This is a genomic window from Psychromonas hadalis ATCC BAA-638, assembly GCF_000420245.1.
GTDB classification, from domain to species: domain Bacteria; phylum Pseudomonadota; class Gammaproteobacteria; order Enterobacterales; family Psychromonadaceae; genus Psychromonas; species Psychromonas hadalis.
The window spans coordinates 1-19,520 of record NZ_ATUO01000067.1; the positions used below are offsets into that span (position 1 = coordinate 1).

19 protein-coding genes are annotated in these 19,520 nt (G+C 39.3%); 3 read left to right on the forward strand and 16 right to left on the reverse strand.

Annotation, left to right across the window (positions count from 1 at the left end; translation table 11 throughout):
* Window positions 1-135: 135 nt before the first annotated feature.
* Genes G322_RS0109765 through G322_RS0109770 form a run of 3 tightly spaced genes read right to left on the reverse strand, consistent with a single transcriptional unit; the run spans window position 136 to window position 1,415 of the window.
* Complete coding sequence (locus tag G322_RS0109765) at window positions 136-336, reverse strand: hypothetical protein (protein ID WP_022941612.1); 201 nt, start codon at window positions 334-336, stop codon at window positions 136-138.
* A gap of 22 nt (window positions 337-358) precedes the next feature.
* Window positions 359-541, reverse strand: coding sequence for a (2Fe-2S)-binding protein (locus G322_RS23350; protein ID WP_169337472.1), 183 nt, complete (start codon window positions 539-541; stop codon window positions 359-361).
* Window positions 534-1,415, reverse strand: coding sequence for a 6TM ABC transporter family protein (locus G322_RS0109770; protein WP_156873946.1), 882 nt, complete (start codon window positions 1,413-1,415; stop codon window positions 534-536). The genes G322_RS23350 and G322_RS0109770 overlap by 8 nt, the downstream gene beginning before the upstream one ends.
* 329 nt (window positions 1,416-1,744) lie before the next feature.
* On the opposite strand from G322_RS0109770, the gene G322_RS0109775 reads away from it, so the two are divergent.
* Window positions 1,745-3,850, forward strand: coding sequence for a TonB-dependent receptor (locus tag G322_RS0109775; protein ID WP_022941614.1), 2,106 nt, complete (start codon window positions 1,745-1,747; stop codon window positions 3,848-3,850).
* 219 nt (window positions 3,851-4,069) lie between these two features.
* On the opposite strand, the gene udp is transcribed toward G322_RS0109775, so the two are convergent.
* From udp to G322_RS24205, 13 genes are all read right to left on the reverse strand, one after another.
* Entirely contained in the window at window positions 4,070-4,825 is a 756-nt protein-coding gene (gene udp / locus G322_RS0109780; protein ID WP_022941615.1) for a uridine phosphorylase, read from the reverse strand.
* A 15-nt stretch (window positions 4,826-4,840) separates the two neighbouring features.
* Window positions 4,841-6,829, reverse strand: a complete 1,989-nt coding sequence (tkt, locus tag G322_RS0109785) for a transketolase (RefSeq protein WP_022941616.1) — start codon at window positions 6,827-6,829, stop codon at window positions 4,841-4,843.
* 216 nt (window positions 6,830-7,045) lie between these two features.
* Window positions 7,046-7,447 carry a cytidine deaminase gene (gene cdd / locus G322_RS0109790; protein WP_022941617.1) on the reverse strand — a complete coding sequence of 134 codons (402 nt, stop codon included), beginning with the start codon at window positions 7,445-7,447 and terminating at the stop codon, window positions 7,046-7,048.
* 10 nt (window positions 7,448-7,457) lie between these two features.
* On the reverse strand, window positions 7,458-8,060 hold the full coding sequence (locus G322_RS21755) for a hypothetical protein (protein ID WP_245542303.1): 603 nt from the start codon (window positions 8,058-8,060) through the stop codon (window positions 7,458-7,460).
* A gap of 53 nt (window positions 8,061-8,113) precedes the next feature.
* Window positions 8,114-8,530, reverse strand: a complete 417-nt coding sequence (locus tag G322_RS0109800; protein WP_022941618.1) for a thymidine phosphorylase — start codon at window positions 8,528-8,530, stop codon at window positions 8,114-8,116.
* 36 nt (window positions 8,531-8,566) lie between these two features.
* Window positions 8,567-9,382, reverse strand: coding sequence for a nucleoside-specific channel-forming Tsx family protein (locus G322_RS0109805; RefSeq protein ID WP_022941619.1), 816 nt, complete (start codon window positions 9,380-9,382; stop codon window positions 8,567-8,569).
* A gap of 323 nt (window positions 9,383-9,705) precedes the next feature.
* Window positions 9,706-10,416: a purine-nucleoside phosphorylase gene (gene deoD, locus G322_RS0109810; protein WP_022941620.1), complete on the reverse strand. Its 711-nt coding sequence runs from the start codon at window positions 10,414-10,416 to the stop codon at window positions 9,706-9,708.
* A 108-nt stretch (window positions 10,417-10,524) separates the two neighbouring features.
* Entirely contained in the window at window positions 10,525-11,772 is a 1,248-nt protein-coding gene (locus tag G322_RS0109815) for a phosphopentomutase (protein WP_022941621.1), read from the reverse strand.
* The gene (deoC, locus tag G322_RS0109820; RefSeq protein ID WP_022941622.1) at window positions 11,772-12,557 is read right to left on the reverse strand and encodes a deoxyribose-phosphate aldolase; all 786 of its coding nucleotides are present in this window, start codon (window positions 12,555-12,557) and stop codon (window positions 11,772-11,774) included. Before deoC ends, G322_RS0109815 begins: the two co-directional genes overlap by 1 nt.
* Window positions 12,558-12,651: 94 nt before the next feature.
* The gene (locus G322_RS0109825; RefSeq protein ID WP_022941623.1) at window positions 12,652-13,905 is read right to left on the reverse strand and encodes a NupC/NupG family nucleoside CNT transporter; all 1,254 of its coding nucleotides are present in this window, start codon (window positions 13,903-13,905) and stop codon (window positions 12,652-12,654) included.
* A 55-nt stretch (window positions 13,906-13,960) separates the two neighbouring features.
* A complete protein-coding gene (tal, locus tag G322_RS0109830; protein WP_022941624.1) occupies window positions 13,961-14,911 on the reverse strand; it encodes a transaldolase in 951 nt (316 codons plus the stop codon).
* Between the two features lie 409 nt (window positions 14,912-15,320).
* Window positions 15,321-16,742 carry a methyl-accepting chemotaxis protein gene (locus G322_RS21760; RefSeq protein ID WP_245542304.1) on the reverse strand — a complete coding sequence of 474 codons (1,422 nt, stop codon included), beginning with the start codon at window positions 16,740-16,742 and terminating at the stop codon, window positions 15,321-15,323.
* A 66-nt stretch (window positions 16,743-16,808) separates the two neighbouring features.
* Window positions 16,809-17,228, reverse strand: a complete 420-nt coding sequence (locus G322_RS24205) for a hypothetical protein (RefSeq protein WP_245542305.1) — start codon at window positions 17,226-17,228, stop codon at window positions 16,809-16,811.
* Between the two features lie 342 nt (window positions 17,229-17,570).
* On the opposite strand from G322_RS24205, the gene G322_RS0109840 reads away from it, so the two are divergent.
* Together G322_RS0109840 and rpmE are read left to right on the forward strand one after the other, a co-directional pair.
* A complete protein-coding gene (locus tag G322_RS0109840; protein WP_022941625.1) occupies window positions 17,571-18,929 on the forward strand; it encodes a hypothetical protein in 1,359 nt (452 codons plus the stop codon).
* 338 nt (window positions 18,930-19,267) lie between these two features.
* Entirely contained in the window at window positions 19,268-19,480 is a 213-nt protein-coding gene (gene rpmE, locus G322_RS0109845; protein ID WP_022941626.1) for a 50S ribosomal protein L31, read from the forward strand.
* The last annotated feature ends 40 nt before the right edge of the window (window positions 19,481-19,520 follow it).

The window sequence follows — 19,520 nt, forward strand, 5'->3', positions numbered from 1 at the left end:
AGATAGTGTTGCAGGTAAGATGCAACGAGCTTGTTGGGATCAGGATTTTAGGGCTGAAGTACTTTTTGGATAAAATTCATACAAAGCGTAATCCGCCCCTGCTAAATGGGTTAGAGACGTGTATTTTTCAAGCGTTTAATAAGCACCCGCTGCAATTTTTGATTTATCTATTTCAATACAAGTCTCTGTAGATAACCCTTTTATTGCTTGTAAAAACTGCAATTTCGCAGCTTCATAAGCTACGTTATGATTGTCAGCTTCCATAAAACATTCAAATTGAATGCTGTCGCCATTCTCTAATATATGTGCCAGTTTTACTTTAAATGATACTTTCATGTTAGTCCTTGATAGTTGGTTTTTATGATGTTTTTTTAGCCTGAGCAAGTACTGCTCTGACCATCGGGATACAATCGCTACATTTGGGCATGCAACCCATCTGTTTAAAACAGCTTTTCACAGATTGCGCACCTTGTTCACAAGCCGATTGAAAGCGTTCTCTTGCTATATTGTGACAGGTACACATAGTTCGTTGATTAGACATTTTCAACATATTCCTCATGTGGTCTTAATGTTCTTCGTACTGCCGGCCAGCCTTCTCTTACTTTGTTATAAACTTTAGTCACTTGCGATAAGGGTTTATTAATCAATTTTAAATTTACCAAAAAAACACCTATTTGCGCGGCAGTAACCTGCTCAGGAAGAATGGGCAGTAGACCACTTGCTGTTAGCAATAAAATCAATACCAAACTTACCCAGTAAGCAAAGTCGGCTGTAATTTCACTGGCTTGTTTCCACAGTTCGAATTTTATTCTGTTTTTGTAAAATACTTCCTGTTTTTGGTAGAGCTTTTCTTTCTCTCCTTTGGCAACGGCTGAGCCCACTTCTGCAACCGTTTTTAGTACTCTATGGCTGTATTTTTGGATCCATTTTCCAAACATTAATGCGCTGATAAAAGGTAAAATACTGGCAAGTAATAAGGCGGGTAATAATTCTGGTGCGAGTGATAGTTGCCATATAATAACGGCTGGTAAGCCAATAAGGACACTCCAGAGCTCTTTTTGAAAAAGGTCTAATATTTTACGCGCACTTTCACAATCATTCATCGATCGAGCAACTTGTTCTCCCACACATCCAGTACCCCGTTGGTCAAACCAAACTCGCTGTAAATCGATGTATAAGCGGTCATCAAGCATGCGATTGGTTATTTTTTCTGATAATTGTAATAAACCCAAGCCCACAAATATGGAGATAGCGAGAGGTGCGTAACTTAATAATTCGGCAATATTAAATAACCTTTCTCCTTGCGAAATTTCATTGAGCACCTCTTTTACCACCCATGCTTTAACGGGTTCAATCGCTGGAGTAATGATATTGGGTAATATGGCGGCAGACAGTAACCAGGGGTGCTTTAACATGATCAGTAACATTTCCTGTAAAAGCGTGGACCAATGGTCAGCGGATGTTCGATTAAAGATAATAGTAAATTCCCGTGCTGATGATTTTTTGATGAATTTCATAGTTAATATGGCATTTATAAAACAAATGATAATACGAACGCTTGTCATTTGCAATAGTGGTTGCGAGTGGTTATCATCCGCGCGTATGATAAAACCTATCTACTCATTTTTATAAAAATTACAAAATACATGCGAGTACCGTGAACCACAGTTTTCAATGATTTATCGGCAGTTAAGGTTGCTGAGTACATATCTGTCTTTAGGTGCTTGTTAAACAAGGAAGAATAATGAATACAATTAACACTCCAGTATTGCTATCTACACTGGCAATCTCTTTTATTGCGCCATCTTTTGTTTTTGCAGAAACTGCAAATGAAACACCATCTATGGTTATTTATGGCGTAGCTACGCCAGAGAAACATCGACTTACAGATATAACCCCAGTGGTTACAGTCGACAGAGATACGTTTGAAGATCAAGCTGGAGGACAATTAATTACTGACATCGTTAAACGACTACCTGGTGTTTATACTGGTGGCGCTCCTGGTGAGAATAAAGATGTGCGCATACGTGGTTTAGATAAAGAGTTTTCTAGAGTTGAATTGGATGGTATTCAATTACCCGATGGTGGCGAAAAACGCGAACTGAATATTAATAGGATCCCCGCTTCAATGGTGAAAGAGATCAAACTTATCCGTAATAGTAGCGCTGAATATGAAGCCGATGGTTTAGCGGGACGAATACAAATTGAGTTACGCGATATTCCTTTACAGCAGCAGTTTGAAATGAGTGTTAGCGCTGGTGGTCAAAATAATCTCGACGCGGAAGGCAAACAATTAAGCCTGACATACGGCAATCGAATCAATGAACAATTCGGTTTACAAGGTACATTTAGCCTTATTGAAACACCATTAATAAAATCAAAAAATAAATATAATGAAGATGGTTTAGCGTTGAAGTCTGAAACGGAAGAAAAGTCCATTGAAAACCTCACTGCAATTTGGGATCTCGCTTACTTTTATGGTGATGGCGACAGTGCAATTCATATAAAACCACTTTATATTAAAGATAATGAACAAAAAACAAAGTTAATTAACAAATTTGATAAAGAGGGTCTGAGTGTTAAAAGTACAGAGTCTGAATATGAGGATAAAACCAAGGAAACGGTGGGATTATCGATTGGAAATATTCATATATTTAATGAGTTAACACAAATCGACAGCAAATTAGGTTATTACAGAACCACTGAAGAGAAAGATAAAAACAAACAAAAAGGAAAAAACAAATCAGAAAAAGAGATTGAAGATAAAGAAGATGCATTTTGGCAAGGGGATATCAAGCTAAGTCATCGTTGGCATAGTGGTTTTAAAAACGATTTTAAAACTGGGATTAGTATTCGTCAACGCGAGCGTCATCGTAATAAAGACAAATATAGCAATGGTGAATTTAAAGCAGGTAATGCTAAAGATAATTATCGTATCGAAGAGGATTACTCAGCATTTTTCTTACAAAACAAGATGTATCTCACTGATGCGTTCAGCTTACAAGTGGGTGCACGTGTTGAACACGTTAAGTTAGTCTCTTTTGATACACAAGATAAACAGGGTGGTAGCTCACAAACTGATATCCTACCATCTCTCTCGGCAAACTATAAGATTAACAATAGTACTGCATTCTACGCTTCTGCTTCACAAGTGTTAAACAGACCTAAGTTTGATGAGATAACCCCTTTTGAGAATGAAGAAAAAGGAGAGGTGACCATTGGTAATCCAGACTTAAAAACAGCGAAAGCAAATGCGTTTGACTTGGGGGTTAATTTTGTCACAGACCCACTATTTTTAGGTATAAACCTATTTTATCGTGATATTAGCGATGTGATTGAGTCAAGAGCAACGGGTGATAGCATCAATGATAAACCTGTTTATCAAGTTCAAAATGTGGGTGATGGTTACCTTAAAGGCATAGAGCTTGAACAACGTTGGGCATTAAGATCTTTAAATATCACTATTATTGATCAATTTACCATCACAGCGAATCAGAGTTTCATTCGCTCTAAACTGGAAAATGAAGATGGAAGTACAACACCCTTTAAGTCACAACCGAACTTTATCGGTAACGTCATTGTTGATTGGTTGCACCCAACAGCATATACCCGTGCTTCATTGGCGCTTAATTATATTTCTGACATTGAAGTTAATGAGGTAAATAACGGGCAAGAATCTGAAGCTTACTTGGATTTTAAAATTACCCAGCCGATAGGTCAATACTGGTCTGTTTATGCATCTGGCAACAATTTGACCAATGTGGAAAGAGTTAAGCTTAAAAGTAACGGGGATAAAGAAACTGAATCTACTGGGCGTTTATTATGGGTCGGCTTAAACGGTAAATTTTAACCTTTAAACATCAATATGAGGGCGTTTAAATAGGCTCTCAAAAGTAACAGTGATTGGTTTTTTCCTTTGCTAAATTGATAGCTCGAATAGGGCGTTCAATGTAAACGTTGCCGTAATGGGCAGTGCTAGCCAAGATAAGTATCTGATTTTTCACTTCAAAATGAACAAGGGATAAGGGCAAAATTAATTTTGCTGTTATCCCTTTTTTATTGCTTGTTATTACAACAGTTTTTTAGCCGCTGCTACTACAATCGCAATGGCACTGACTTCGGTCTTTTTCATGGTTGCTTCATCGGGGATCTCTTGTTGCGTTCGATTAACAATCACACCTGCAACACACGCTGCGCGCCAACCTTGTGTTGCACACATAGTGAAGAGTGTTGAAGATTCCATTTCATAGTTTAATACGCCGAGATCTTGCCACTCTTGCATTGAACCTTTAAAGCGACGTGTTACGCGGGCAGAAACGGTATCGTAACGCTCTTGACCTGGGTAGAAGGTATCAGATGAAGCGGTAATACCGATATGCGGTTCAACACCTAAGTCACGGCATGCTTCAACCATTGCGCAGGTGGCTTCAAAGTTAGCCACCGCGGGAAACTCCATCGGCGCAAAATGCAGACTTGCACCATCAAGGCGAACCGCTGCTTGGGTGACAATAATATCGCCCGGATTAACATGCGCTTGAATAGCACCTGTTGTGCCGATGCGTAGGAAAGTGCGCACACCTAATTGTGCTAACTCTTCAACCGCAATGGAGGTTGATGGACCGCCGATACCCGTTGAACAAACCACCACAGCTTTGCCATCAATGTAAGCTAAGTAGCTGGTATATTCGCGGTGGCTAGCAAGAAATGTTGCATTTTCCATCAACTCTGCAATACGTTTTACACGATCTGGATCGCCGGGAACAATCGCAACTGTTGCACCGTCTAGCATTTTTTTGGTTAATCCTAAGTGAAATACATCTGACATTTTAAATTCCTTCTTTTATAAGTTATTTGCGTTAGTAACAATATTTTCGACAGTAAAACCAAACATTTTAAACAGTTGATCTGCTGGTGCAGACTCACCAAAGCTGGTCATACCAATCACTTTGCCGTTAAGCCCTACATATTTGTACCAATAATCGGCAATGCCCGCTTCAATGGCGATACGTTTACTGATTGCTGGTGGTAATACTGAATCTTGATATTCACGGCTCTGTTTATCAAACTGATCCGTACATGGCATAGAAACAACACGTACTGCTTTACCTGCTGCTGTTAATTGTTGATATGCTTCTACAGCAAGTTGTACTTCTGATCCCGTTGCAATTAAGATGATTTCTGGTGCATTTTCTGAATCCAGTAATACATATCCACCTTTACTCACGTTGGCTAATGTACCAGCATTACGCGGTTGAGGCTGTAGATTTTGACGACTGAATATCAGTGAACTTGGGCCATCTAAACGTTCAATGGCACTCTTCCATGCAACAGCAGATTCGACGCTATCACACGGTCGCCAAGTATTCATATTAGGTGTTAAACGTAAACTTGCAATCTGCTCAACAGGCTGATGAGTGGGGCCATCTTCACCAAGGCCGATGGAGTCATGGGTAAACACTTGAATAGCACGAATTTTCATTAGTGCAGACATGCGCAGTGCGTTACGTGAATATTCCATAAACATCAAGAAGGTCGCACCATAAGGGACAAAACCCTTGTGTAGTGAGATACCATTGATGATTGCTGTCATGGCAAATTCACGCACACCATAATGTAAGTAATTGCCAGAAGCATCTTCGCGTGAGATAGCTTTTGTACCTGACCACATGGTTAAGTTTGAGGGTGCTAAATCGGCTGATCCACCGAGCATCTCTGGTAATATTTTAGCGAACTCTTCAATACAATTTTGTGATGCTTTACGCGTTGCTATGTGAGCAGAATTGGCTTGTAATTTCTCGATATAAGTATTTGATTTTTCTTCCCACACCGCAGGCAGTTGGTTGGTCATACGGCGTTTATATTCTGCCGCCAGTTCAGGGTAAGCACTTTCATAAGCGCTAAATTTTTCGTTCCAACTTTGCTCAGCTCGTTGGCCTTTTTGTGTGGCATCCCATAATGCGTAAATGTCTTCAGGGATCTCAAAGCTCTCATAATGCCAGCCTAACGCTGCGCGTGTTTTGATGATTTCATCGTCACCAAGTGGTGCGCCATGGCAATCATGCGTACCTTGTTTATTCGGTGAACCAAAACCGATAATGGTTTTACAACAGATCATGGTGGGTTTAGTTGTTTCAGCTTGTGCATCTAGAATCGCTGCTTTTATCTGCTCTGGGTTGTGGCCATCTACTTCAATCACATGCCAGCCGTAAGCTGTAAAACGTGCAGGGGTATCGTCAGTAAACCAACCTTCAACGTCACCATCAATAGAGATACCGTTATTATCCCAAAAAGCGATTAACTTACCTAAACCGAGTGTGCCAGCCAGTGAGCAGGCTTCGTGTGAGATACCTTCCATTAAACAACCATCGCCTAAAAATGTGTAGGTAAAATGGTCAACAATGTGATGATCTGGTTTATTAAACTGTGCTGCTAACCCGTTTTCTGCGATTGCCATGCCTACTGCATTAGCAAGACCTTGTCCAAGTGGCCCTGTGGTGGTTTCAACACCTGCGGTATAACCATACTCTGGATGACCGGGCGTTTTTGAATGTAGCTGACGGAATGATTTAATATCGTTAATGGAAAGACCATAACCCGTTAGATGTAATAGTGAATAGATAAGCATGGAGCCGTGACCGTTAGACAATACAAAGCGGTCGCGGTTGATCCAATCTGGGTTGTTGGGGTTGTGTTGTAAAAAATCACACCACAATACCTGTGCGATGTCAGCCATGCCCATTGGCGCACCGGGGTGGCCTGAATTTGATTTCTGAATAGCATCCATGCTTAAAGCACGAATAGCGTTAGCTTGCATTTGACGAGTAGTCATTGAACTCTCCTAGTAATGTATTGTTTTTAATTGATGTAAGTAGTGTATTTATTCAACAGAGGAGAAAATGAGATCTTGATCGACTCAGTAGGGTTTATTGCTAAGTTATTAGTGTCACTTACAAAATGTGGGGGTTATTGTTTAAGCGTAAATAAAGTCGGGTCAGATCAAACTTAATTTACTTAAAATTAAGTTTGATCTGACCCGACTTTATTTTTAAAGCTCTGCGCCTAAGAAACCGAAGGGCAGTAATTCTGCAATGGTGTGCTTATCTATTTTATCTTCTGAGGCGTAACAGTAGATAACGGTATCATTCAACGCTTGCTCAGCAATTACCTGTCGGCATGAGCCACAAGGGTAAGCTTGTACTAACTCTTTAGCTGCATTGCGCGCTAAAATGTGTACTTCTTGTAGGTCGCCAATTTTAGCGCCTTCGGTGACTGCTGTCTGAATTGCATTACGCTCTGCACAGTTGGTGGTCGGATAAGCCGCTGATTCTACATTGACCCCTTTAAAGTGTCGTCCATCTTTTAATACCACAATAGAGGCGACATTAAAGCCCGAGTAGGGCGCGCAGGAAGCGTCGAGTAACGTTTGTAGCTGGTTAAAATAGTTCATCTAAAACTCCTTATAATATTTTTTTGTAGGTTTGTCCGCCATTGATATCTTCGCGTATAAAACCCATCTTCTCTAAGTAAAAACAGTGGTCTTTATCGGTTGCGTAAGTTTTTAATGTGCTGATGCCTTTCTCTTTTAAAAATTCAGGATGATCATTATAATAATAAGCCCCCAATTTATAGTCTCGATATTTTGCAGGAACAAAGTCAACTAAGATGGTGAAAGTACCATCAGTCTCTTTGAAACCCGCTAAAATGCCTGCGATGTTGTCATCACGTAACATATAAAATGAGGTATTTACCTCGGTTAACTCCTGTGGGCTGACTTGTTTGCTTATCTCTGATTGGTTGACAGAAATAAAGTGTTGATAATAGGCTGAATCTACCTCGGCGTTGATCAGTTTAAATTGTTCTTTAGTTTTGTATATTTGGTACAAGTAATAGATATTAATCAGTGCAATACTGAGGTTGGCGACGGTAACAGGCAGCAACCCAGTAAAGTAGCCATAATGTGCAAACAGTAAACAACCAAAAAAATGAATACTCTTAATTTTATGATTGAGCTCATTGTTAGTGAGATAAATACCACAAATGAGGCAAGATAGCCGTACCATTCAATCCAGTTTAATTCCATGTTAATTTCCTTATTATTCCCTGTTAGTTTTGTTTAATCCGATCGGATATGTTGATAAATCTGTGTTTCAGCTTTAGGTTTACACTCAGTATAGCTAATTGCTTGCTGAATGATTTTTTCACTTTCTAACCACTGCAACTCATTTTGAGCGTGTATCATCGCAAGGGGTTTATTAATATCTACATTTTTACCTAATGAGACAAAGTCATTGAAACCCACTGCATAATTGATACTCATGTATCCGCCACCCATTTTTACCACCGCCATGCCTATTGCTTTGGTATCCATTGCACAGACAAAGCCATTTTGTGTTGCATAAACGGGGCGAATAATATTAGTTTTTGGCGAGTAGATTTTACTTTTTTCTACAAAATCAGTGGGGCCACTCAGTGCGCTAACCATCTGCGAATGAGTATTTGTGGAAATTGCGGTATCAGTACTAGCCCGCAAAAATAAAGCCCTCTTTAGGAGAGAGGGCTTGGTTTTCTAGAACTTGTACGTTGCTGAAAAGTAATGAGAAATCCCTGTTGATTCAACATTGTTTGCACCACCCCAATTAGCAACACCATCGTCGATTCCGTAAATGTTGTTATACGCTTTTAAGCCGTAACCCAATGCGAAGTCATCAGAGTGCCAGTAGATACCATTAAACATTGCTCCACCGTGGCTAGCATTGTTAACTGCATCATCATTCATGCCAAATTGGTAATCGATGTAACCTTGGTATGAGATAAATGAACCACCTTCAAAGAAGAAGAAAGGTTTAAACCAGTTAGTTGAAATTTGGTAACCATTCCAATCTTTCTGGTTAAGATCATAATAAGCATACGCATTTAAACCAATTTTACCTAACCAAGGCACCATTACATCAGAGCCTAAACCAATAGAAAAGTTGTCTACGTCATTGGCACCACTGACGTTGTAAACGGATGCAAGGTATAGTTCTTGAATTGGTCCCATTGAAAGATCTGTTTGAAATAGTCCATCCAGTGAGATACGTGGTGCTAGTTTTGCAAACATTTTCGATGAGTTTGCTTTATCCGAATCATCACTATTCGCTAGGTTAAATACATCAACATAACCGTAATAATCTAAGATCCCTGCACGACCACCAAATTCAAGCTCTAGGTAATCGTGGTCAGATCCACCCGTATTCGAAGGTAATTCACCAACTGAATACATTAGGTTTGCTTGCATCCATTTGTAGTCATTTTTACTTAGGTCGCCGTCAGAGTAATCTGCTGCAAAAGCGGATGTTGATCCAAGTGCTAGTAAGCTAGCTGCAATAATTGTTTTTTTCATTGTCTTTCTTCCTTGTTTTCCATGGTTTTTTTGAATGTGCATTTAGGTCAACATGACCGCTGCATCTTATTGCTTTTAGGAGTCGTTACACAATAACTTGCGCTAAGGAATCGTTACACAATAACTTACGCTAGATTGTTTTCAAAAAGCCTGAAATGACTGGTTATTTTGAAAAAAAAGCGTAAGTAATTTTGAAGCCGATCCTAAATTTTTTTCAAAAAGCCTGAAACGACTGGTTATTTTGAAAACAAAAGCGCAAGTAATTCTGAAGCCGATCCTTAGTTATACCAACGCCATTAAATAACAGCCGTTGGTATTCGTTGTTACTCAGCAATCGCAGCATCAAGTGCGATTAAAATCATATCGTTAAAGCTAGTTTGGCGCTCATCTGACGTGGTTTTCTCACCGGTTCTGATGTGATCAGAGACGGTTAAGATACACATTGCTTTTGCGCCATTTTCTACTGCGACGGCATAGATGCCCGCCGCTTCCATTTCAACACCTAAGATGTCGTATTTTTCTAACAGATCAAAAACCGCTGGCTCTGATGTGTAGAAAGTATCTGCAGAAAAAATGTTACCCACTTTGACATCAATTTTACGCGCACGGGCTGCGTTAACTGTTTTTTCAAGTAGTCCATAATCTGCAATGGCCGCATAATCGTGGCCACCAAAACGAATACGATTACATTTTGAATCTGTTGATGCGCCCATAGCGATGATCACATCGAGTACTTTCACGTCTAAGCTCACTGCGCCACAACTTCCCACACGGATAATGTTTTTAACACCGTATTCAGTAATGAGTTCGTGTGCGTAAATAGAGCAAGAGGGAATCCCCATGCCGTGACCCATTACAGATACTTTTTTTCCTTTGTAAGTGCCTGTATAACCGAACATGTTACGTACGTCAGTCACTTGCACTGCATCGTCAAGAAAGGTATCTGCAATATATTTTGCGCGTAGTGGGTCGCCCGGCATTAAAACGGTTTCTGCAAATGCGCCATCGACTGCGTTGATATGAGGTGTGGTCATAATATTAATCTCCAAAAAATAGTATAAAAGTTAATCAAATTTTTGTTTTTAGGTTGAATAAAGTTAACGCAAAGGAATGACGCCTTTGCGTTAATTTTGTTTCGTTAATTATTTAAAAATGCTGGTGCCGTAATCTAATTCAGGTAATGAATGGAAATCAGCAATCGATTGCCCGATATCAGCAAAGGTATCACGAAGGCCAATTGAACCTGCTTTGACTTTGTTGCCATAAAAGATAACCGGGATATGCTCACGAGTATGATCGCTGCCCGGCCAAGTTGGATCGCAACCGTGATCGGCAGTTAATACCAGCAGATCATCTTCACCAAGCAGTGTCAAAATTTCAGGTAAGCGCTTATCGAAGTATTCAAGTGCGGCTGCGTAACCAGAGATATCGCGGCGATGGCCAAAGTCAGCATCAAAATTTACAAAGTTAGTAAAAATAATGCTGTTCTCTTTGGCTGCTTTAAATTCTGCTAAGCTAGCATCAAATAAACCATCTACACCGTACGCTTTGGTGGCTTTAGTAATGCCTTGCTCGGCAAAAATATCGGAGATTTTACCGACACTCACCACTTGGCCACCACTTGCTTTCATTTTATCGAGTAACGTGGGTGCGGGTGGCAACACTGAGTAATCATGACGATTCACTGAGCGAGCAAAGTTACTTGATTCAGTGCCTAGGAAAGGACGTGCAATCACACGGCCAATATTGTATTCATCAACCAATTCACGTGCTAATTCACACAGTTTGTATAAACGTTCCAGGCCAAAACTTTCCTCATGACAAGCGATTTGGAAAACGCTGTCTGCTGAAGTATAAAAGATAGGTTTACCTGTTTTAAGGTGTTCTTCACCTAACTCTTCAAGGATCACCGTACCCGAAGAGTGGCAGTTACCCAGATAACCCGGTAAGTCTGCACGTTTTACGAGCTCATCAAGTAGCGATTGCGGAAAGCTGTTTTTTTTGTCTGAGAAGTATCCCCAATCAAATAAAACCGGAACACCTGTTATCTCCCAGTGACCGCTTGAAGTGTCTTTACCTGTTGATAACTCTTTAGCGTAACCGTAAGCACCTGTTGGTATTATGCTTTTATCTGATCCTGCCGGGTATAAACCCGAGCTTTCAAAACAGGCTTGACCAAAACCTAATTTATTAAGGTTAGGGATGTTAAGTGGGCCTGTGCGTCCATTTTCCGCTTTGCCTTCAAAACAGGCTTTAGCGATATGACCTAGCGTATTGGCTCCGACGTCGTTAAATTCAGTACCATCGGGATGTGTGCCTTTAAAAGTATGCGCATCTTTTGTCGCGCCAATACCAAAGGAGTCAAGTAGTAAAATAAGGGTGCGTTTCATTAGTAAGATCCTTTGTTTGTTGCTTGAGAAGTAGTTGTATCTGTTAGATTTAGCTCATTTAATAGGCTTACTAGCAGGCTTGAGGCGCCAAATCGGAAATGATTTGTGCTTACCCAATGCTCACCCATGATGTCACGAGCAAGTTGCATGTACTGACCCGCTGTTTGTGCATCTTTAACGCCACCCGCCGCTTTAAAACCAACGTCTTTGCCCGAGGCTTTGATTGATTCAAGCATTACTTTTGTTGCTTCAAGTGTTGCGTTAACGGGTACTTTACCTGTTGATGTTTTGATAAAGTCAGCGCCTGCTGCGATGCAGATGTCACTGGCTTGTTTGATCAGTGCTTCGGTTTTTAATTCACCCGATTCGATAATGACTTTTAAACACACGTTTACGCCACAAATTGCGCGACAACCCGCGATCATTTGTGCACCAATATCGCTGTTACCTGCAATAAGTGCTTTATAGGGGAAAACCACGTCTACTTCATCTGCACCGTAAGCGACCGCTGCGCGTGTTTCTGCAAAGGCGATGTCAAGGTCGTCATTGCCGTGTGGGAAATTAGTGACCGTGGCAATTTTAATGGTTGCACTATTTTGTAACGCTAATGTTTTACGTGCAATAGGGATAAAACGTGGGTAGATACAAACAGCTGCTGTATCGCCTGCTTTAGTTTGTGCGTCCGTGCATAACTGAATAACTTTTGCGTCCGTATCGTTATCATTTAATGTGGTTAAATCCATTAGTGAAAGTGCTTCTTTTGATACAAGTTGTAGTTCATTCATTATGTTGGCCCTGTTGTTGTACTTATTATATTTGTTATATTTTTATTCATTAAGAAGTAGCCACCACTTAGCGTGGTGGCTTTTAATCTTGTTATTACATTACGCTGATAGCATAGAAAATACCGACCAGTGTTGCGCTCATAAAGTTAGAAAGAGTACCTGCAAGTACTGCTTTTATACCCAAACGTGCGATATCTGCGCGACGTGATGGCGCAAGTACACCCAAACCACCTAACAAAATAGCCATTGAAGATAAGTTTGCAAAACCACACAGTGCCACGGTGACGATCACTTGTGAATGTTCGCTTAATGAATCTTTCATGCCTACAAAATCGATGTAAGCAACAAACTCATTAACCACTAGTTTCTGACCTAATAAGCTACCCACTTGTGTTGCTTCTGACCATGGAATACCGATTAAGAATGCGATCGGTGCAAACAGGTAACCAAGGATGAGTTGTAGAGAAAGTGCCTCTAAACCAAACAGACCACCAAATGCGCCTAAAATGATATTTACTAATGAAATTAGCGCGATAAATGCAATTAACATCGCACCTACATTCAGTGCTAGTTGTAGGCCTGATGATGCACCTGATGCTGCTGCATCTACGATGTTGACCGGTTTTTCTTCTGCATCATCACCTGTTTCATCAATAATATCGTTATTGACCTCTTCTGTTTCTGGGTGTAATAGTTTTGCCATTAATAGACCCCCTGGTGCAGCCATAAATGACGCTGCAATAAGGTAATCAAGGCTAACACCGAGTGACGCGTAACCTACTAATACTGCACCTGCAACCGAGGCTAAACCACCACACATCACCGCAAACAGCTCAGATTGGCTCATGTTTTTAATGTAAGGTTTTACCAGTAATGGCGCTTCTGTTTGACCAACAAAAACATTGGCGGCTGCTGACATTGACTCTGTACGACTAGTACCTAGTAATTTTTGCAGTCCACCACCAAATACTTTGATAACGAATTGCATAATACCGACGTGGTAAAGCACACCCATAAAGGCCGCAAAGAAGATGATCACTGGCAGTACTTTAAAGGCAAAAACAAAACCGCCCCCGCCAAATACTTCAAACATTTTTCCTGACACTAAACCGCCAAAGAGGAAGGCAATACCATCATTCGCGCTATCCATTACCGCTTGAACGCCAGCAGAAACTGCTTGTAACACCGATGCTCCAAATGGGGTTAAGATAACAAGGGCTGCAATGACAGCTTGAATGGCAAATGCGCCACCCACCGTTCGTAAGTTGATCGCTTTGCGGTTATTGGAAAAAATAATCGCGATTAATATAAGGGAAATAATCCCCACTATGCCCATGACAATATGCATTTTAACTCTCCGTTTTAGTTAATAGTTGTGTTAATTAAAATATTTTAAAAATTATTTAAAGACGACTTTTAATCATCTCTTCTAAGGTGTTTTGATCAATTGCAAAGTTACGAATGCCTTCTGCTAGTTTTTCAACTGCCATCGCATCTTGGTGATGTGCCCACAAAAATTGTGCTTCTGTTAAGGCTTTTGGTCTTTCATTGGTCTCTGTTGTGTCGGTTAGCTGGGTGATAACTTCCCCTTCTGTTTCACTAAGTTCCTGTAAAAGTTGCGGGCTAATTGTTAGGCGGTCACAACCTGCTAATTGTAAAATTTCACCTATATTTCTAAAACTTGCACCCATCACAACTGTTTTGTAATCGTGTGTTTTGTAGTAGTTATAGATAGAAGCAACAGATTTTACGCCTGGATCATTTTCTGGGGTAAAATCTTTACCTTCATTTTTCTTATGCCAGTCCATAATGCGACCCACAAAAGGTGAGATAAGGAAAACACCCGCTTCAGCACAAGCTTGTGCTTGAGCAAAAGAAAACAGTAGTGTTAAATTACAGTTGATTCCCTCTTTCTCTAAAATTTCTGCTGCGCGAATACCTTGCCATGTAGACGCTAATTTAATTAAGATACGCTCGTTTTTAATGCCTGCATCGTTATACAATTTTATTAACTTGCGTGCTTTGGTTAGGCTCGCTTGTGTATCGTAAGAGAGTTTTGCATCAACCTCTGTTGAGATGCGACCCGGTACGATGTTTAAAATCTCTTTACCAATGTTTACTGCTAACATATCGCAACTATCATCAACCTGCTGGTCGATGTTATTACTCTGTGCTTTTGCATAACGAATGGCGTCTTCAATCAGTGGTGCATACGCACTAATTTGTGCCGCTTTTAAGATGAGCGATGGGTTGGTGGTTGCGTCTTGTGGTTGATACAATTTAATTGCTTCAATATCACCTGTGTCTGCAACAACGGTGGTGATGTTACGTAATTGATCTAATTTGCTTTGCATGTTCTTCGCCTTTTTTTCTTTGTTTGTTATTTTTAGTTGATATTAAACGTTAGTACTTTTGTTAAAAATATCCACTAAAGTATTGCTGATAAATGACACCATCAAGCTACACATAAAAAATATCTACAATTTATTGGAACACTTGTGGTACGGGCTGTAGACGCTTTAAAAAGTAAAAGCGAGTTCAACAATTATACCGGTAAGTAATACCATAAAATTTGTTGTACGATAAATCTTTGCTTTCCTTCATCTGCTTTTATTTATTTGTTTGTTTTTTAGATGCAATGATTTTAGGTAGTTATTGCTGCAGAAATTGTGAGCTAGATCGAGGGAAGTAAACTTCTTTGTAACAATTTCTTCTTGGTTAACAAAATGTGTGGTTATTAGGGGGGACTTCTCCCCTAATTTATTAAAGTTTAAAAGACTTTACTAACTTATCGAGATCTTTTGCCATGAGACTGAGTGATTCACTTGATGTTGCGATATTAACTGCGCTATTGGCACTGCTGTCGCTACTATCACTAATAGCGTGTACATGGGTATTTATCTCGTTAATCACCACAGATTGCTCTTCGGTTGCGGTGGCTACTTGGGTATTAAGATCAGATATCTGCTGAATATTGGTCACTATTTCACTGAGTGCTTGATCTGTTTTTTGTGCTGATAATACCCCTCCCTCAGCACTTTTTTGAGTATTGAGTACACTTTCAACCGCAAGTTGAGATTCATTCTGTAAAAGAGTGATCATCTGATTTATCTCATCGGTTGATTCACTGGTACGCTTCGCTAAACTACGTACTTCATCTGCTACTACAGCAAACCCTCGTCCCTGCTCTCCTGCTCGGGCTGCTTCTATGGCTGCATTGAGCGCTAAAAGGTTGGTTTGATCTGAAATACTTCGGATCACATCAATGACACTGCTTATCGCATTACTTTTTTCCGCGAGAGAACTGATGTTGTTTGACACTTCGCCCATATTTTCAGCCATATCAAGAATACTTTGTGTGGACTCTTTTACAATAAGTTGTGCTTGTTCAGCTTGCGCGCTAGATTGATTGGTGACTTGTGCTGCATGGGCTGCGTTGCTGGCAATTTCAGCAATGGTTGATCCCATCTCATTAATGGCGGTCGCAACTTGTGTCGCGACATCACGCTGGTCTTGCGCGGTGATTTTAGATTCATTGGCATCTTGTGAAATAGTGGTTGAAGCTTCTCGCACCTCAATGGACGTTTTTGCTACATCACTGACAACGGTGTGAATTTTGCTGATAAAACTATTAAACCCTTGGCCTAAATTGTTTACCTCTAATGCGCCATTAACGGGTAAACGATAGCTTAAATCGCCATCTCCCTCACCTAACTCTTTAAACAGTTGTGCAAGATCATTAATTGGCTTAATTAAGTTTTTAGCCAGCAAGACACTGATAAATACAAAAATAATGACGGTAATGATTAACCACAAAATCATATGATTTTGTGATTCATTGAGTGTGGCATAAAGCTCCGCTTTAGGCACTTCTGCAATCACATACCAACCGAGACTTGGAATATAACTACTGGCGATAATCAACGTTTCTGTATTTTGAAAAGCAAAGCCTTTTTGTGATAATAATGTTTGTGCGTTAATTTGATAAAGTTGTTCAAGAGTGTTGTTTTCACTCTTGCTTCTATCGTGGTGTACCTTAATTAATCCCGTTTCATCAACAAGGTAAACAAACCCTGTTTTTTCAATTTTAAAGCTATTGAGGTAGTTAACCATGTCATTAAATGATTTTGATACACCTGACATGCCACGGCCATTGAGTTGTTGGTAGTTGACAAAAATATCCACATCCCCATTTTCATAGGTATAAGTGCTCGCTGATTCTTCTTTGCCACTTCGCTTTAGAGCAAAAAACTAGCCATCTACATTATCATCTTTTAAAGTGCGTAAAAAACCATCTTGATTCCAAAATTTTGCACTTTCTCTGTCGGCAAAAGAGCTGTTACTAAATTGATTATCTTTACTAATTTGTGCCAGCATCTGGATAACTTGTGGTTCATCTTCACTGGGCATGCCAGACGCTAGCCATTTGTGTAAAAAAGGATTGGTAGCGATTGATTTGCTGAGTACTTTCATCTCTGAAATTTCACCATCAACCGCATTACGTACACGTTGCAATAAATTGGGGAGATCAGATTGCTCTAGACGTTGTGTGAGTAGCTGTTTGTTTTTCGCATTTCCAACAAAACCGACAATACTTGCAGGGATAATGGTGGCCATTAACATCGCGGTTAATAGTTTTTTGCGCAGGGAAAGTTTAGTTAAAAAATTCATTTTTTATTCCTAATAGGTTAATGGCAGTAATGAATAGACAGTAGTTGATAAAAAAATGTCGCCTCAATAAAGAGATGACATTTATCTTTTTATTTGTCGCTATTTTATTTTTTAATAAACGATGCAGTACGTCTGTATCAACATAACTGCTCATGATAGGTTTCGTTTAGGGTAGCCATCTCCCGTTGCTATTTTCCAACGCTATCTACTGCTTCTTGTCAGTGATGCACAGTTTATTTATTGAATAAAAAGAAAAAGTGATATGGATCGATAGATAATTATTTACTATGATTAATTACAGCGTACTTACAAAATGTGTTGTTAGTTAATCGAGATTTATAAATGTTAATATTTACAAAAGACTTTAATTGTTGCAAAACAGTGATTTGTGAAAACTTTGGGGTGAGTGAAAGTGATACATACATTAAAAAGAGTGAGCGTTTAGGTTACTTGTCTACAGAGTGTACACTCTGTGGTAGCAATCCTCCTTGGATAAATAATGAGTTAGTAAAGAAAGTGTTAGCTGAAAAATTGCAATTGAATTTTGGCCAAAAAATAGTGGGTTGTAAAAAATGTAGTCCCACTTTTTTTATAACCGCAACACCACCCTCAAAATTACATGGATTTACTTCAGCAGGAACGCAACGTAAAAAATGCACACATTGTGGTGCTGTTTTTACGCTACCGGATTTTAAAAGTACTGATGCATTAAAAATAGTACTCGCGTCGTTGATGGCTAAAAAAGAGATAAAAAATGCCATTAAAGAGAGTGGTTTGTCAGCGCGTTTGTATTATTTTTACCTCAATAAATTGGCTCTTATTTTGTCTAATTTTAGTCGTATAAATGAGCAAAAAATATTACAGCGTGAATATTTAGGTATGCACAGTGAAGGGCGCTTAGTCTCGCTGAGTCACCAACGTGGTTTATATGTCCTGTTTACGGCAGAGATAGAGAGCGGTTATATTTTATTGCAAACCAATAATTTAACTAAACATCAGTTTGCCGATAAATTTATCTATCATGAAACAAAAAATACATTAGCGAGTAACATTGATTCAGATAATTTGGAGGAAATTTTACTGGCGCGTTATCAAAATAATTTAAAACGTAACCACTTTGAGCAGGTTATTGTGGGAGATTTAAAACCGATTGTGAAGTGCAACGCTATTTATCCAGATAAAGTAGCGTACGTTCACTTTCAACTGTTAAAAGCATTTACAGAGGGTGTTCAGCAATATGAGCATTATATTGAGCATGAGAGTACATTGAGAGCAGCCGCTTTGATGTCCTCTTTTTCTTCCATTAAAAATGCGACGGCTAATATTTATTTTTTCTTACCTTTTGTCGGTAGCAATCAAAATTTAAAAGGCAAACCTATTGGTTGGTGGAATGATATCTGGTTTAGTAATGAGGTCGGAGCATTTTGCCCTGTCACTTGTAAGTTAAAAGGCTCGCCTAGTTTCTCTTTACACACGGGGGATGCGATTGAAAATTTCTATCGTTACATTAATAACAACATGAATAAAAATTGTAATAGCATGCAAGTGATTGATAATCTTTCTGAAATATATAGAGTTATTTATAATTATTGTGTGATTGAAAAAGATCAAAGTGCCGCGTCTCGATTAGGTATTACAGACCATGTTTATCAGACAGAAGCGTTGTTAGAGGAAGCATTACAGCAGATAAAAGGGGAATAAGGAAAGTAGAGAGTTCCAAAAATATCACTACAAAGTCGCTACGCTACACAGAGAATATGAAGAATATATTATTATTAACTTTTTAATGTTTTTTTCTTTCGTGTCTTTGTGGTGAATTATTTTTAAACTTGTAACTCAGTAAATATTGACGCGTATGGGATTTACAGTCGTGAGCGACTAACGGATTGTTATATTGATTATATTTATTGATTGTATTTATTGATTGGCTTGTTTATAATTTGCGCCTTAATTTTTAATGATAAATACGTGTGGTACTCTGTTGATTGAAATAATTCATCAAGCTGAGCAGCGACACGGACCAATAGAGGTTTTCTAACATGCAAAATGCAATTCACCCAGAATACAAAGAAATTACAGCAACTTGTTCATGTGGCAACGTAGTAACAGTTGGCTCAACAATTTGTAAAGATATCACACTAGATATCTGTGGCGCTTGTCACCCATTCTACACAGGTACTCAACGTGTTGTTGATACTGGCGGTCGTATTGATAAGTTCAAAAAACGTTTCGGTTCACTTGCTTCTAAATAAGTTTTCTTATTTTAAGACAGGAATTGACGTAACAAGGGTA